Below are 15,150 nucleotides of genomic sequence, written 5' to 3'. Positions count from 1 at the left end.
TTCAAAAGCCTCCCTGGGCCAGCCAGCGCTCGATCTGGGGCAGGCGGTCGGCGCCCCAGAAGGGCTCGCCGTCGATGAAGATGAAAGGGGCGCCGAAGACGCCGCGGGCAATGGCGGTGTCGCACTCCTGGCGCAGCCGGGCCTTTATTTCCTCGCTCTGGATGGCGGCAGCCAGGGCCGCCGGATCGGCGCCGGCCTGGACGGCCAGCTCGGTCACCACGGCCGTATCGGAGATGTCCCGGTCGTGCACGAAGAGGGCGCGGAAGACGGCATGGGCAAAGGCCCGGGCCTGAGCACAGTCCTGCTGGTGCAGCCAGTAGTAGGCCCGCGCCGCGGCCTGGGTAGGCAGGGGAAACTTGCTGGGAAAGCAGAAGGGCAGGCCGAGGAAGCGGGCCGAGCGGTCGAAGTCCCGCCTGGAATAGTCGCCCTTGAGGGGAATCTCGGTCAGGGGGGCGCTGCCGGTGGCCTTGAAGACCACCCCGAGCAGAATGGGCCGCCATTTGACCTGGCGCCCGTAGCGGGCGGCGAGGGCGTCGATCTGCTCGCTGGCCAGGTAGGCGTAGGGAGAGGAGAAGTCGAAGTAGAACTCCAAAGGCTCGGCCATGGCCATGCTCCTGTTGTTGCTCCGTGGGGTTGGGGTGCGGGGCGCCGTCGTTATTGTTGGGTGGCGCCCCGGTGTTGCCGGTGCTGCTTACTCCTGGGCGATGCTACGGCCGATCACCAGGCGCTGGATGTCGTTGGCGCCTTCGTAGATCTGGCTGATGCGCACGTCGCGGTAGATGCGCTCCACCGGGAAGTCGCTGGTATAGCCGACGCCGCCATGGATCTGGATGGCGTCGGAAGCGATCTTCTCGGCAGCCTCAGAGGCGAACATCTTGGCCATGGAGGCTTCCTTGAGGCAGGGCTTGCCCGCATCCTTCAACGCGGCGGCGCGCCACACCATGAGGCGGGCGGCATCGAGCAGGGTGTTCATGTCGGCCAGGCGGAAATTGACGGCCTGATGCTCGATGATGGGCTGGCCGAAGGTGACCCGCTCCTTGGCGTAGCGAACGGCAGCCTCGAAAGCTGCCCGGGCCATGCCGATGGACTGGGCGGCGATACCGATGCGGCCGGCTTCCAGGTTGGAGAGGGCGATCTTGTAGCCCTCGCCTTCCTTGCCCAGGAGGGCGGAGGCGGGCACTCGGCAATCCTCGAAAATGATCTGCACGGTGTCGGAGGCATGCTGGCCCATCTTCTCCTCGGTGCGGCCGACGATGAAGCCCTTGGTGTCGGTGGGCACCAGGAAGCAGGAGATGCCCTTCTTGCCGGCGGCCTTGTCGGTGACGGCGAAGACGATGGCCATGTGGGCATGCTTGCCGGTGGTGATGAACTGCTTGACGCCGTTCAGCACGAAATGGTCGCCGTCCCGGTCGGCCCGGGTGGTGATGGCTGCCGCATCGGAGCCGGTGTGGGGTTCGGTCAGGCAGAAGCAGCCCAGCTTCTCGCCCCGGGCCAGGGGCTTGAGCCATTCTTCCTTCTGCTGGTCGGTGCCGTACTTCATGGTGATGCCGCAAGCCAGGGAGTTCTGCACCGAGACGATGGTGGAGGTGGCGCCATCACCGGCGGCGATTTCTTCCAGGGTCAGCACCAGACTCATGTAGTCCATGCCGGCACCGTCCCACTCTTCAGGTACGCACATGCCCATGGCGCCCAGCTCACCCAGCTCCTTCAGGGCTTCGGCGGGGAAGGTGTGGTTCTTGTCCCATTCGGCGGCGAAGGGGGCCAGACGCTCCTGCGCGAAGGCGCGCATGGAGTCGCGGATCATTTCCTGTTCCTGCGTCAGAATCATTTGCTACTACTCCGTCTTGTCGTTTTCGGCGCGGCGCCCGTCCGGGGCGCCACGGTTTGCATCAATGGGACAGGCAGGGCCCGTCTCAGAACATTTCCACGCCAACGGCCACGGCTTCGCCGCCGCCGATGCACAGGGAGGCAACGCCCTTCTTCTTGCCGTACTGCTTCAGGGCGCCGATCAGGGACACCAGAATGCGGGCGCCGGAAGCACCGATGGGGTGGCCCAGGGCGCAGGCGCCGCCGTGCACGTTCACCTTGGCCGGGTCCAGCTTGAGGTCCTTGATGGCGGCCATGGTGACCACGGCGAAGGCTTCGTTGATTTCCCACAGGTCCACGTCGGCCACGTTCCAGCCGGTCTTCTGCATCAGCTTTTCCATGGCGAAGACGGGGGCGGTGGTGAACAGATTGGGTTCCTGGGCGTGGGTGGTGTGGCCGACGATCTTGGCGATGGGGGCAAGGCCCAGGGCCTTGGCCTTGGATTCCTTCATCAGCACCAGGGCGGCGGCGCCGTCGGAGATGGAGGAGGAGTTGGCGGCGGTGACGGTGCCATCCTTCTTGAAGGCGGGCTTCAGGGCGGGAATCTTTTCGATCTGGGCCTTCAGGGGCTGCTCGTCCTGGTCCACCACCACATCGCCCTTCTTGCCGGCGATGGTGACGGGCGCGATTTCCCACTTGAACAGGCCTTCCTTGATGGCCTTCTGGGCGCGCACGGTGGACTGGATGGCCCACTCGTCCTGGGCTTCGCGGGTGAAGCCGTAGGACTCGGCGCATTCCTCGGCGAAGGTGCCCATCAGGCGGCCCTTCTGGTAGGCATCCTCGAGGCCGTCGAAGAACATGTGGTCCAGCAGCTGGCCGTGGCCCAGGCGATAGCCGCCGCGGGCCTTGGGCAGCAGGTAGGGGGCGTTGGACATGGATTCCTGGCCGCCGGCGACGCCGATCTCGTAGGAGCCGGCCAGCAGGCTGTCGTGCACCATCATCACGGACTTGAGGGCGGAGCCGCACACCTTGTGGATGGTGGTGCAGCCGGCGGAGAGGGGCAGACCGGCGCCCAGGGCGGCCTGGCGGGCCGGGGCCTGGCCGACGCCGGCTTGCAGCACGTTGCCGAACACCACCTCTTCCACCTGTTCCGGCTTGATACCGGCCCGCTCGACGGCGGCCTTGATGGCCGTGGCGCCGAGCTGGGGTGCGGTCAGGCTGTTGAAATCGCCCTGGAAGCCACCCATGGGGGTGCGGGCAACGGAAACGATGACGATGGGGTCAGACATAGTGCTCTCCTAGGTTAAAGAATCTCCGACCGCCCGCCTGGCACCGCCAGGCCGACGGCCGGATTCAGTTTCATGCCGTTTCGGCAAATAGCTCCCGGCCGATCAGCATACGGCGGATTTCGCTGGTGCCGGCGCCGATCTCGTAGAGCTTGGCGTCGCGCCACAGGCGGCCGGTGGGGTATTCGTTGGTGTAGCCTACGCCGCCCAGGGTCTGGATGGCCTCGCCGGCCATCCAGGTGGCCTTTTCGGCGGAATAGAGGATGGCGCCGGCGGCGTCCTTGCGCAGGCTGCGGGCATGGTCGGCCCGGTCGCAGGCCTGGCCCACGGCATAGACGTAGGCCCGGGTGGCCTGCCAGGTGGAATACATGTCGGCCAGCTTGCCCTGCATCAGCTGGAATTCGCCGATGGGGGTGCCGAACTGTTCCCGCTCGTGCAGGTAGGGCAGCACCACGTCCATGCAGGCCGCCATGATGCCCAGGGGACCGCCGCAGAGCACGGCCCGCTCGTAGTCGAGGCCGCTCATCAGCACCTTGGCGCCGTTGCCGACGCCGCCGAGAACGTTCTCCTCCGGCACCTCGCAGTCGTCGAAGAACAGGGGGAAGGTGTTGGAGCCGCGCATGCCCAGCTTGTCCAGGTGGGTGCCGTGGCTGAAGCCCTTGAAGCCCTTTTCCACGATGAAGGCGGTCATGCCCTTGGCGCCGGCGTTGAGGTCGGTCTTGGCGTACACCACCAGGGTGTCGGCATCGCCGCCGTTGGTGATCCACATCTTGGAACCGTTGAGGACGTAACGGTCGCCCTTCTTCTCCGCCTTCAACTTCATGGAGACCACGTCGGAGCCGGCATTGGGCTCGGACATGGCGAGGGCCCCGACCTGCGTGCCGGAGATCAGGCCGGGCAGGTACTTGGCCTTCTGGGCCGCAGTGCCGTTGCGGCGGATCTGGTTCACGCACAGGTTGGAGTGGGCGCCGTAGGAGAGGCCCACGGAGGCGGAGGCCCGGGAGATTTCCTCCATGGCCACGATGTGGGCCAGGTAGCCCATGGCAGTGCCGCCGTATTCCTCCTCGGCGGTCATGCCGAGCAGGCCCAGGTCGCCGAATTTCTGCCACAGGTCGGCGGGGAACTCGTTGTCCCTGTCGATCTGGGCCGCCCGGGGGGCGATTTCCTTGGCTGCGAAGGCGCGCACGGTGTCGCGCAGCATCTCGATGGTTTCACCGTGACCGAAGTCCAGGCTGGGAATGTGCATTTGTCTCGCTCCTTTGGATTTTTTCCTTTCCCAGACCACCCGTGGCTTTGTCGCCTTCGCCTCGCCGTGCTGTTCGCACTGTCTTCGGCTTGGCTTCGCGCCACGAGCGGCCTGGAAAAGGAATTGTTTTGTGATGCCGCTTGTTACGGCTTATTCCTTGTGGCTTGTCTCATGTTTTTCTTTTTTGCCGTGCATGGTCATGATGGTCTGCTGCATGACCGCGCACAGGGTCTTCTTGCCGTCTTTCACCGCAAACACCTCGGCCCTGGTCACGGTCAGGGTGCGGCCGTATTTCAGCACCGTGCCCTGGGCGATGAGCAGTTCCCCGTCGGCCGGGGCCAGCAGGTTCATCTTGTATTCCACCGTCAGCACGCTGGCGTCGGCGGGCGTCAGGGTGTTGGCGGCATAGCCGGCGGCGGAATCGGCAATCATGCCGACCACGCCGCCGTGGATGAAGCCGTGCTGCTGGGTCACCTCCGGCTTGTGGGGCAGGTGGATCTCCGTGTAGCCCGCCTCCACCACCGGCATGGTGGCCCCGATCAGGGCCATGGCCTGCTGGCGGTGGAAACTGTCCCGCACGCGGGCGGCGAAATCCGGATCGCTGGGGTGGTGCATCTGGTCTCCTCCGGCGCATTGTTGCGCTCTCTGGGATGCTATTGAATGTTACGTTGACGTAAACGTCAACTACCGCTGAAAACCTTCAGCCGGCCGCCTTGCCGGCGCTGGCCGCTCCCTGGCCACGGCCGGCCTTTTCCAGGGCTTCGGCCTCCACCAGATGCTCGCGGCAGACGGCTTCGATGGTCTCGATCTCGGCCAGAACGGCCTCGATGTCCTCCCGCTGCTGCTCCAGGGCGGCCCGCCGTTCCGACAGCACGTCGAGCAGGCGGGTCAGCTGGTCGGTCTCGTCCCGGGCCACGTCGTACATGTCGATCAGGTCCCGGATCTCGGCCAGGGACAGGCCCAGGCGCTTGCCCCGCAGGGCCAGCTTGAGGCGGGTGCGGTCGCGCTTGGTGTAGACCCGGTTGCGCCCTTCCCGGTTGGGCGCGAGCAGGCCCTGGTCCTCCCAGAAGCGGATGGTGCGGGGCGTGATGTTGAACTCCCGGGCCAGGTCCGAAATGGTGAAGGTCGGGGTGGCGGCAGCAGGCTCGGCCGCTTCGCTAACGGTGCTCACGTCGGCGCATCTCCGGAGAAAGTGGGGCGGGTTGGGAAAAGTGACGGGAGAGTTAAACAGATGCCCCGCCATTTTTCAATCGATACGACGGATAGCCGCCGCCAAAGGCCGGCCGGGATCGCCCCGGGACCAGCCGCCTGTCATGTTGGCGTAAGGGAACTGGGCTTCAATGGCCCTTGTCCCGGGGTATAGTTAAAAACTCCAATAACGCCCCTGCCACCCCACTCCTGTCCATGAAACCATCGCTGCACCTGCCCTTTTCCGAGCCCCCGGCCCCCGGCACCACCCTGGAAGTGGCGCCCGGCATCCTCTGGCTGCGCATGCCCCTGCCCTTCGTCCTCAACCACATCAACCTGTGGCTGCTGCGAGACGGCGACGGCTGGGTGGTGGTGGACACCGGCTTCGGCCTGCCCGACATCCAGGCCATCTGGGAAACGGTCCTGGCCGGCCTCGACGGCCCCATCACCGGCATCGTCGTCACCCATTTCCACCCGGACCACCTGGGCCTGGCCACCTGGCTGCAGGAGCGCTCCGGCGCCCCGCTGTACATGACCGCCGGCGAATACCTGACCGGCCACGCCGTCTGGCACGAAATCGGCGGCCACGGCACCGCCCCCATGCTGGCCCAGTTCCGCGTGCACGGCCTCGACGCGGAGCGCTGCGCCGCCCTGGAGCAGCGGGGCAACGGTTATCGCAAGGGAGTGCCGGCCATGCCCCAGACCTACCACCGCCTGTTCGACGGCGACACCCTGGAGATCGGCGGCCGGCGCTGGCAGGTCATCGTCGGCCACGGCCATTCGCCCGAGCACATGTCCCTTTACTGTGCTGATTCCAACGTGTTAATTTCAGGTGACATGCTGTTGCCGAAAATTTCCACCAACATCAGCGTTTATGCGGTCACCCCCCGGGACAACGCCCTGGAGCATTACCTGGATTCCCTGACCCGCTTTGCCCGGGAATGCTCCGACGAATCCCTGGTGCTGCCCTCCCACGGCCTGCCCTTCAAGGGCATCCGCCAGCGGGTGGACGACCTGCACGGGCACCACGACGAGCGCCTGGCCGTGCTGGAGGAGAACTGCAGCGAACCCCGTAGCGCCGCCGAGTTGCTCGCCGCCCTGTTCCCGCGGGCCCTCGACACCCACCAGACCATGTTCGCCATGGGCGAGGCCATCGCCCACCTGAATTACCTGGAGCAATCCGGCCGCCTCACCTGCCAGCAGGGCGCGGACGGCATTCTCCGGTATGTCCGGAAACAAACCACGCATTGACCAAGAAGGGGATTCACGATGTCGCAGCAGACCCAACAGGAAGACCACAACCTCCCCAACCCGGCCGAGCTGGCCAAGTCCTACGCCGAAGTGGCCCAGCGCGCCTCCCGCCTGCTGACCCAGTTCATGGAAAAGAAGGCCGCCGAGGGCATCAATCCGCCCAGTGACGAGATGGGCATCGCCAAGGCCTTCATGGACCTGTCCTCGCGCCTGCTGGCCAATCCCTACAAGCTGGCCCAGACCCAGATGAACATGATGTGGGACTACTTCTCCCTGTGGCAGGGCTCCATGCTCAAGATGATGGGCATGCCGATCCAGCCCATCGCCGCACCGGCCAAGGGCGACAAGCGCTTCCACGACGAGGACTGGGAACAGCATTTCCTCTTCGACTACATCAAGCAGTCCTACCTGATCGCCTCCCGCCACATCCACGACACCGTGTGCTGCGTCGAGGGCCTGCCGGACGAAGCCCAGAAGAAGGTGGCCTTCTACACCCGCCAGTATGTGGACGCCCTGTCCCCCTCCAACTTCGCCTTCACCAATCCGGAAGTGTTCCGCGAGACGGTGAAGAGCCACGGCCAGAACCTGGTCAAGGGCCTCAACAACCTGCTGCAGGACATCGAAGCCGGCGACGGCCAGCTGCGCATCCGCATGACCGACACCAGCGCCTTCGAGCTGGGCAAGAACGTGGCCACCACCCCGGGCAAGGTCGTCTTCCAGAACGACCTGTTCCAGCTGGTGCAGTACGAGCCCACCACCAAGGAGCAGTACAAGAAGCCCCTGCTGATCGTGCCGCCCTGGATCAACAAGTTCTACATCCTGGACCTGCGCGAGAAAAACTCCCTGGTGAAATGGGCCACCGACCAGGGCCACACCACCTACATCATCTCCTGGGTCAATCCGGACGCCCACCTGGCCCAGAAGACCTTCGAGGACTACGTCACCGAGGGCACCCTGGCGGCCATCGCCGCCGTGGAAAAGGATACCGGCGAGAAGCAGATCGACGTGGCCGCCTACTGCATCGGCGGAACCCTGCTGGCCACCACCCTGGCCTACATGGCGGCGAAGAAGGACAACCGGGTGGCCTCCGCCACCTTCTTCACCACCATGATCGACTTCTCCAATCCGGGCGAGCTGGGCGTCTTCATCGACGAGCAGCAGGTCTCCAGCCTGGAGCACAAGATGGCCGAACGGGGCTATCTGGAGGGCAGCGAGATGGCCATGACCTTCAACCTGCTGAAGGCCAACGACCTGATCTGGTCCTTCGTGGTGAACAACTACCTGCTGGGCAAGGACCCCTTCCCCTTCGACCTGCTCTACTGGAACAGCGACTCCACCCGCATGCCCTACGCCATGCACAGCTTCTACCTGCGCAACATGTACATGGCCAACAAGCTGAAGGAGCCGGGCGGCATCAGCATCGCCGGGGTGCCCATCGACATTTCCAAGATCAAGGTGCCCGCCTACTTCATCTCCACCGTGGAAGACCACATCGCCCCGTGGAAGAGCACCTACCTGGGGGCCAAGCTGTTCTCCGGCCCGGTGCGCTTCGTCCTCGGCGGCTCCGGCCACATCGCCGGCATCGTCAATCCGCCGGCCGCCAACAAGTACGGCTTCTGGATCAATGACGCCGCCAAGCTGCCCGCCACCGCCGACGACTTCCTGGCCGGCTCCACCCAGCATCCGGGTTCCTGGTGGACCGACTGGAACGAATGGGTCACCGGCCTGGACGGCGGCAAGAAGGTGGCAGCGCGCAAGCCCGGCGCCGGCAGCCTCAAGGTGCTCGAGGAGGCCCCCGGCTCCTACGTCAAGTTCCGGCTCGACACCCAGAAGAAGGAATCAGCCTGATCCTGGCAGGCCGCAAAAGCAAAGGGCGCCGACGGCGCCCTTTTTTCATGCCGGCGTGCCGGCCGGCTCCGTCTACATCTGGGCCACCTGGTTGCGGCCGTGGCGCTTGGCCTGATAGAGGGCGCTGTCGGCCCGGGCCAGCACCGCATCGAAATTCGGATCGCCGGCCCGGAAGCCGGTGACACCGATGCTGACCGTGTAGGCGATGGAGAGGCCGTTGCAGTGGGCCGGCTGGCCGGCAATGGCCTGGCACAGGCGCTGGCCCAGGGCGAGGCCGCCGTCCTGGTCGGTATCGGGGGAAAGGATGCAGAATTCCTCGCCGCCGATACGGCCGAAGAGGTCCACCTGGCGCAGCAGGATGCCGGTGCGGCGGGCAAAGTCCCGCAGCACCGCATCGCCGACGCCATGGCCGTAGGTGTCGTTGATGTGCTTGAAGTAGTCCAGGTCCAGCATCAGCACCGAGGCCGGATTGCCGGCCCGGTTGAAGCGGGCCATCTCCTGCTCGGCCAGGCGCAGGAAGCTCTGCCGGTTGCATAGCCCGGTGAGGGCGTCGGTGGTGGCCAGCTGGCGCAGTTCGTCCTCCAGCTGCTTGGCCTGGGTGATGTCCAGCATGAAGCCGCTCCACACCGCCGACTGGCCCGGCTCGATGACGTTGGGGCGAGACGAGAGGCGCAGCCACTTCTGCCGCCCCGAGGGGGTGAGGATGCGGATCTCGCTGCTGAACTGGCTGGCACTGAGGTTGGCAGCCTGCTCCTCCTGGCGCAGTCGGGGCAGGTCCTCCGGATGCACCAGCTGCCAGAAACACTCCATGTTGGCCATCAGCACCTCGGCCGGCACTTCGAAGATTTCCTCGCAGCGGGAGTTGAGGTAGAGGAAACGGCTGTCGCCGTCGCCGTGCAGGATGTAGTCGTAGAGCACGCAGGGGACGGTGCGGGCAAGGCGCTCGAAGCGCTCCTGGCTGGCGGCCAGTTCCCATTCGGTGCGCTTGCGCTGGTCGATGTCGGCAATGTTGCCCACCAGGCCGGTGGTGCGGCCGTTGGCGTCCACCAGGGCCTTGCCGGTGAGGTTGCCCCAGAACTCGCTGCCGTCCCGGCGCCGGTAGAGGCGCTCCACGTCCACATGGCCGACGCCCCGGGCCATGGTGTTGAGCATGTTCTGCCGCCCCGCCTCCCGTTCCAGGGGATGGATCAGGCTCACATACTCGCTACCCATCAACTCCTCCAGGGTGTAGCGGAAGAGGTCGGCCATGCGCCGGTTGGCATGGACGATGCGTCCGCTCATGTCGAGCAGGAAGATGCCGACGCTGGAACTGTCGTAGATCGCCTGCAGCAGCGAAGTGTCGTCAGCGATACGCTTCTTCATCTGTGGGCCCCCCCATTTTTGCGGCTGCCTTTCTTTGCCGAGGCGGCAGCCTGAGGACATGGTATTCCTCCTCTCCGGTTTCTGCACGGCCGGCGCCGCCGTGCTAGCCTGAAGGGAAACGGCAGCACGGAAACGCACATGTACCTTCCCGATTACGACGGCGGCAGCATCGCCAACCTCATGGCCTCCCTGGCCCGGGCCTGCGGCAGCTCGGCCAGCCCCTGCCCGCCCCTGGCCGAACTGCCCCCGGCCCGCCTGGCCGCCGTCAGCAACCTGGTGCTGCTGGTGGTGGACGGCCTCGGCTACGACCTGCTGGCGGAGCGCCCCGGGGCGCTGGCCCCCTATCTGCGCGGCCATCTCACCTCGGTCTTTCCCAGCACCACCGCCGCCGCCATTCCCTCCTTCATGACCGGCCTGCCTCCCAGCCGGCACGGCCTTACCGGCTGGCACATGTGGCTGCGGGAAGTGGGCGCCCTGCTCGCCATCCTGCCCCTCAGCGCCCGTCCCGGCGCGCCCCTGGCGGAGCCCCTGCCGCCCCGGGCCGAGCTGCCCCAACGCCTGTTCCGGCACGACACCCTGTACCAGTCCATGGACCGCACCAGCTACGTGGTGTCGCCCCATTTCATTGCCGACAGCCCCTTCAACCGCTACCACAGCCGGGGCGCCGTGAAGCAGCCCTACCACGGGCTCGACGGCCTCTTCGCAGCCCTCGGGCAGCTCACCGCCAAGGCCGGCCGCAAGTTCGTCTACGGCTACTGGCCCGACTACGACAGCGCCGCCCACGAACACGGCTGCCGCAGTCCCCAGGCCCTGGCCGCCGTGGATGCCTTCGCCACGGCCTTCTGCGCCTGGCTCGAGCAGATCCGGGGCAGCGACACCTTGGTCCTGGTCACCGCCGACCACGGCTTCATCGACTGCCCGCCGGAGCGGCAGATCGCCCTGGCCGACCATCCCCTGCTGGCCGAATGCCTGGCCCTGCCCCTGTGCGGCGAGCGGCGGGCCGCCTGGTGCTACCTGAAGCCGGGCATGGCCCCCGTGTTCGAGGCCTACGTGCGCCAGCACCTGGCCCATGCGGCCCGGGCCGTGCCCCGGGAACAGCTGCTGGCCGAAGGCTGGTTCGGGCCCGGCCCCTGCCACCCCGAACTGGCGGCCCGCATCGGCGACTACGCCCTGCTCATGGCCGACGACTGGGTCATCCACGACACCCTGCCCGGGGAGACGCCCTACACCCTGATCGGCCACCATGGCGGCCTCAGCCCTGCGGAAATGCGGGTGCCCCTGCTGGTGGCCCGGCCCTAGGCATGCGCCCATGCACGCGTGGAACCTGAGCCCGGCCCAGGCCCGGGCGCTGCAGCTGGAACTGGCGGCCCGGGTGGAACGGCAGGACCGGCTCGGCCCCCTGCGACGGGTGGCCGGGGTGGACGTGGGCTTCGAGGACGGCGGCGCCGTCACCCGGGCCGCCGTGGCGGTGCTCGACTTCCCGACCCTGACGCCGGCAGCCCAGGCGGTGGCCCGGGTGCCCACCACCTTTCCCTATGTGCCCGGTCTGCTCTCCTTCCGCGAAGGGCCGGGGGTGCTGGCGGCCCTGGGGCAGCTGGAGACCCTGCCGGACCTCCTCCTGTGCGACGGCCAGGGTATCGCCCACCCGCGCCGGCTGGGCATCGCCAGCCACCTGGGAGTGCTGCTCGATGTGCCCAGCATCGGCGTCGGCAAAAGCCGGCTCACCGGCTGGCACGAGGCCGTGGGGCTGGAGAAGGGGGACTGGGTGCCCCTGTGGGACAGGCGGGGCGGCAGCGAAGTGATCGGCGCCGTGCTGCGCAGCCGTCGCGGCTGCCTGCCCCTGTACATCTCCATCGGCCACCGGGTCAGCCTGGCCACCGCCATCGAGCTGGTGCTGGCCTGCACGCCCCGCTACCGCCTGCCGGAAACGACGCGCCAGGCCCACCGCCTGGCCTCGGGCTGAGGCCGGCGCTGCGCCGCTACAAGGGGAGAGTGAAAGGGAAACGGCGCCGGGCGGCTAGTCCCGGGCCGGCTGCTCGGCATCGTTGAGTTCGTAGGCGTCGGCCACATAGCCGTGGCCCTTCATCAGGACCACGATGATGCAGGCGATGGCCAGGGTGAACACCAGGGTCCAGTGCAGGACGACGACGCTGATGGCCAGGATGTCGGCCGTCTGCAACTGCTTTTCCACCTGGGCCAGGGAGCCTTCCAGGGGCACCAGGCGCATGGCCAGGGCGGCCAGGGCCGGCAGCAGGGTGCCGATGAGGGCGATGCGGGGCAGCTTGCGCAGCAGGGTCCATTCGAAGCCCGAGGCTTCCCGCCGGCTGCCCGGCAGACGATGCAACATGCCCATGATGCCCTCCCGCAGAAACGGCGCCGCCGGCCGGCGGCACCTGTTCCTAAGAATAGCAAAAGGGGCCGGGGGTTCCCCGCGACCCGTTGCCGCAAGCCTCAGTCGGTGACCAGCCCGGCCACCGAGTCGGTCAGGCCCACGGCCAGGGTGCCCAGCTCGGCCACGGCCTGGCTCGAGGCGCGGATGGCGGCGTGGTTCTCCTCGGCCATGTCGGCGATCTCCTGGATGTTGCGGGCGATCTCGGTGCTGGCGTCGCGCTGGCCGGCGGTGGCATCCACGATGTCGCGCACGTGTTCGGCGGAACGGCCCACGGCGTGGCGGATTTCCGCCAGGCTGCGGGACAGCTCCTCCACCCGGCGGGTGCTGCCGTCCACCCGGGCGCTGTTGTCGTCCATGCCGGCCACTGCCTGGTGGATGTCCTGCTGGATGGCGCTGATGGTGCTGCCGATCTCCCGGGTCGAGACGCCGGTGCGGTCGGCCAGCTTGCGCACCTCGTCGGCCACCACGGAAAAGCCGCGGCCGTGCTCACCGGCCCGGGCCGCCTCGATGGCGGCGTTGAGGGCCAGCAGGTTGGTCTGGTCGGCGATCTCCTGGATGGTCTGTACCACCTTGCCGATTTCCCGGCTGCGCTCCTCCAGGCTCTGGATCAGCTGCACGCTCTCGCGCACGCCGCTGACCACGCCGGCCATGTCGGCGGCGGCGGCTTCGGCCTGGACGGCGCCGCGGCCGGCGGCGGTGTCCGCCTCCTCGGTCATGCGCGCCGTCTCCCGGGCGTGTTCCGCCACTTCGGCGACGCTGACGCTCATCTGCTGCACTGCCGCCGCGGTGCGGGCGGCGGCCTCGCTCTGGCGGCCGGAGGCATGTTCCACTTGCTGGCTGGCCCGAGCCAGGTTGTCGCTGGCCTCCACCACGGCGCGGGCCGCCTGGCCGTTGCCGCGGATGAGGCCGGCGAAGGTTTCCGCCATGTGGTTGAAGCTGTGCCCGGCCTCGGCCACCTCGTCGCCGGAGACCAGCTCCACCCGGGCCCGCAGATCGCCGCCGGCCATCACGGCGGCGGCGCCGCGCAGGCTGTGGATGCCGCGCATGATGGAGATGTAGGCCCCGGTAAAGCCGTAGACGATCACCAGCAGCAGCAGGGCGAGGCCCCCCAGCACCAGGTTGCGCACCAGCAGCAGCCTGCCCTGGCGCTCCGCCAGGAGGCCATCGATGGCCGGGGTCAGAGCCCGGGCCAGGTCCAGCACGGCGGCCATGGCCACGTCGCCCCGGGCGGCGTATTCGGCGGCACCGATGTCGAAGTCGGTGGTGTCGATGACCTTGGTGGTGAGCACTTCCTGCAGGCCCAGGGAGGCGGTGCCGACGTTGCCCGCCGGGCCCTCCAGGCCGGCCTTCAGCTCGGGCCGCAGCTGGGCGGCCTTGTCCACGTTCTCCAGGGTCCAGCCGATGAGGGGTTCCAGGCCGCCGCGGACCACCGTCAGCCGATTGCGCAGGCCCGACTTGAGGCGCTTGCGCGCCACCGCGCCAAGACCCGCATCCCGGGCCAGGCCCAGGCTCTCCACCAGCAGCGGCAGCTTCACCGAGAGGGTGTCCACCAGGGCGGCGGCGGCCACGTCACCGTCCCGGCGCAGGCGGCTGCCGTCGGAGATCTGGCCGAGCCACTGGCGGCTCAGCTGGGACAATTCCAGGAAGGCATCGAGGCCGCCGTCCGCCTCGTCTTCCGGACGCAGGGCGGCCACCGCCTGCCAGCGGCCCTGCAGCTCGCCCCAGGCCGGGGCGGGACCGAGGGCGCCGGCCTGTTCCTGGGCCAGCTTGCCGACCCGGGCCAGGGCCTGTTCCACGGCGGCCCGGCGCTGGGGCAGGCGCTGCTGGAAATCCGCCTCGCCGGCGGCAGCGCCCTGGAAGGCACCGTGCAGGTCATGCAGCGCCAGCATCAGTTCCAGGGCCGGCAGCTGCAGGGCCAGCCCGGCCCGCTCCTGCTCCAGCTCGGCCAGGGCGCTCTGGCGGTCCGCCAGCAGCAGGCCGCCGAGGAGGATCAGGGGCAGGGCGAACAGGGCGCCGGTGGCCAGGAGCTTCTGGCGGTAGGAGAGGCGGCCAACCAGCCAGGCGGCGGGGGCGAATAGCGCTTTCATGGAGTCCGGTCCGAAAAAGTGTGACTTTTTTCAGGTTAACGGCCCAATGTGTCACGCCGATGAAATGCGTTTGTAATGATGTTAACGACAATGCCCGTCTGCCAATAAGGCGGGACGGGCATCTTGGGGTTGCCTAAGCCAGGAGCGGCGTCAATCATCGCTCCTGGACATGGCAGGCTGAAGGTTCAAGCGTGGCGGCTTCTGCCGGGCAGGGTGGCCACCAGGGCGGAGAGACGCTCCAGGCCGGGAATGCGGCCGACGCTGGGGGGCCACTCGATGGCGTCGAGCATGTTTTTCACCACCAGGCCCAGTTCGGTGTCGCCTTCGATGGAGAGCTGGCGATTGAAGAACAGGGTGTCCGGGTCCTCCTGACGGCTGACCAGCTGCAGGTAGGCGGAGAGGTCGGCGCGGAAGGTCAGGTCGGGCTCGCCGGCGGCGCTGAAGACGGGACGGAACCAGCCGTTGGCGTAGGTGAAGCGGGCTTCGCCGCCGGTGTCGTTCACCGCCACCAGGAAGGTCTTGCCCGCCAGGCTCTGCAGGCTGTCTTCCGGCAACAGCTTCAGCTTGGCCGCGGTGTTGAGGCCGGAGACCAGGGCCAGGGCGTGGGGCCACTGGGGCAGGCGGGCACCGATCTTGGCGACGAACTCGGGCAGCTTGAAGGTGGGAATGGTGAAGTGGCTCATG

14 protein-coding genes are annotated in these 15,150 nt (G+C 67.5%); 4 read left to right on the top strand and 10 right to left on the bottom strand.

Translation table 11 applies throughout. The annotated features are described in order from the left end of the window. Nucleotide 1 precedes the first annotated feature (1 nt). The 6 genes from AZSP09_RS12825 to AZSP09_RS12800 form a co-directional block, all read right to left on the bottom strand. Nucleotides 2–604, bottom strand: coding sequence for a 2-hydroxychromene-2-carboxylate isomerase (locus tag AZSP09_RS12825; protein ID WP_152090268.1), 603 nt, complete (start codon nt 602–604; stop codon nt 2–4). Nucleotides 605–691: 87 nt separating this feature from the next. Beyond that, a complete protein-coding gene (locus AZSP09_RS12820; protein ID WP_152090267.1) occupies nt 692–1,828 on the bottom strand; it encodes an acyl-CoA dehydrogenase in 1,137 nt (378 codons plus the stop codon). 85 nt (nt 1,829–1,913) lie between these two features. Next, the gene (locus AZSP09_RS12815) at nt 1,914–3,095 is read right to left on the bottom strand and encodes an acetyl-CoA C-acetyltransferase (protein WP_152090266.1); all 1,182 of its coding nucleotides are present in this window, start codon (nt 3,093–3,095) and stop codon (nt 1,914–1,916) included. A 70-nt stretch (nt 3,096–3,165) separates the two neighbouring features. Beyond that, complete coding sequence (locus AZSP09_RS12810) at nt 3,166–4,338, bottom strand: isovaleryl-CoA dehydrogenase (protein ID WP_130459535.1); 1,173 nt, start codon at nt 4,336–4,338, stop codon at nt 3,166–3,168. A gap of 150 nt (nt 4,339–4,488) precedes the next feature. Then, on the bottom strand, nt 4,489–4,953 hold the full coding sequence (locus tag AZSP09_RS12805; RefSeq protein WP_152090265.1) for a PaaI family thioesterase: 465 nt from the start codon (nt 4,951–4,953) through the stop codon (nt 4,489–4,491). Between the two features lie 85 nt (nt 4,954–5,038). Continuing rightward, a complete protein-coding gene (locus tag AZSP09_RS12800; RefSeq protein WP_152090264.1) occupies nt 5,039–5,509 on the bottom strand; it encodes a MerR family transcriptional regulator in 471 nt (156 codons plus the stop codon). A gap of 233 nt (nt 5,510–5,742) precedes the next feature. Between AZSP09_RS12800 and AZSP09_RS12795 the strand changes: the two genes are divergently transcribed. Both AZSP09_RS12795 and AZSP09_RS12790 read left to right on the top strand, forming a co-directional pair. Next, nucleotides 5,743–6,777 (top strand): MBL fold metallo-hydrolase, encoded by a 1,035-nt coding sequence (locus AZSP09_RS12795; protein WP_152090263.1) that lies wholly within the window; start codon nt 5,743–5,745, stop codon nt 6,775–6,777. Between the two features lie 18 nt (nt 6,778–6,795). Further along, nucleotides 6,796–8,625 (top strand): PHA/PHB synthase family protein, encoded by a 1,830-nt coding sequence (locus AZSP09_RS12790; protein ID WP_152090262.1) that lies wholly within the window; start codon nt 6,796–6,798, stop codon nt 8,623–8,625. Between the two features lie 72 nt (nt 8,626–8,697). On the opposite strand, the gene AZSP09_RS12785 is transcribed toward AZSP09_RS12790, so the two are convergent. Continuing rightward, nucleotides 8,698–9,987, bottom strand: coding sequence for a sensor domain-containing diguanylate cyclase (locus AZSP09_RS12785; RefSeq protein ID WP_172974760.1), 1,290 nt, complete (start codon nt 9,985–9,987; stop codon nt 8,698–8,700). A 138-nt stretch (nt 9,988–10,125) separates the two neighbouring features. Between AZSP09_RS12785 and AZSP09_RS12780 the strand changes: the two genes are divergently transcribed. After that, entirely contained in the window at nt 10,126–11,286 is a 1,161-nt protein-coding gene (locus tag AZSP09_RS12780) for an alkaline phosphatase family protein (RefSeq protein ID WP_152090260.1), read from the top strand. A 10-nt stretch (nt 11,287–11,296) separates the two neighbouring features. Then, nucleotides 11,297–11,950, top strand: coding sequence for a deoxyribonuclease V (nfi, locus tag AZSP09_RS12775; RefSeq protein WP_152090259.1), 654 nt, complete (start codon nt 11,297–11,299; stop codon nt 11,948–11,950). A 54-nt stretch (nt 11,951–12,004) separates the two neighbouring features. Here the strand turns inward: nfi and AZSP09_RS12770 are convergent, their stop codons facing one another. From AZSP09_RS12770 to ubiT, 3 genes are all read right to left on the bottom strand, one after another. Then, nucleotides 12,005–12,340 carry a hypothetical protein gene (locus tag AZSP09_RS12770; protein ID WP_130459542.1) on the bottom strand — a complete coding sequence of 112 codons (336 nt, stop codon included), beginning with the start codon at nt 12,338–12,340 and terminating at the stop codon, nt 12,005–12,007. 98 nt (nt 12,341–12,438) lie between these two features. Then, complete coding sequence (locus AZSP09_RS12765) at nt 12,439–14,466, bottom strand: methyl-accepting chemotaxis protein (protein WP_152090258.1); 2,028 nt, start codon at nt 14,464–14,466, stop codon at nt 12,439–12,441. A 185-nt stretch (nt 14,467–14,651) separates the two neighbouring features. Next, entirely contained in the window at nt 14,652–15,149 is a 498-nt protein-coding gene (gene ubiT / locus AZSP09_RS12760) for a ubiquinone anaerobic biosynthesis accessory factor UbiT (RefSeq protein ID WP_152090257.1), read from the bottom strand. Between the last annotated feature and the right edge of the window lies 1 nt (nt 15,150).

Origin of the sequence: Azospira sp. I09, from assembly GCF_009177135.1 — a bacterium.
Lineage (GTDB): Bacteria > Pseudomonadota > Gammaproteobacteria > Burkholderiales > Rhodocyclaceae > Azospira > Azospira oryzae.
The sequence above is the reverse complement of the archived record's forward strand: the minus strand, read 5'-3'. Positions and strand labels throughout refer to the sequence as shown.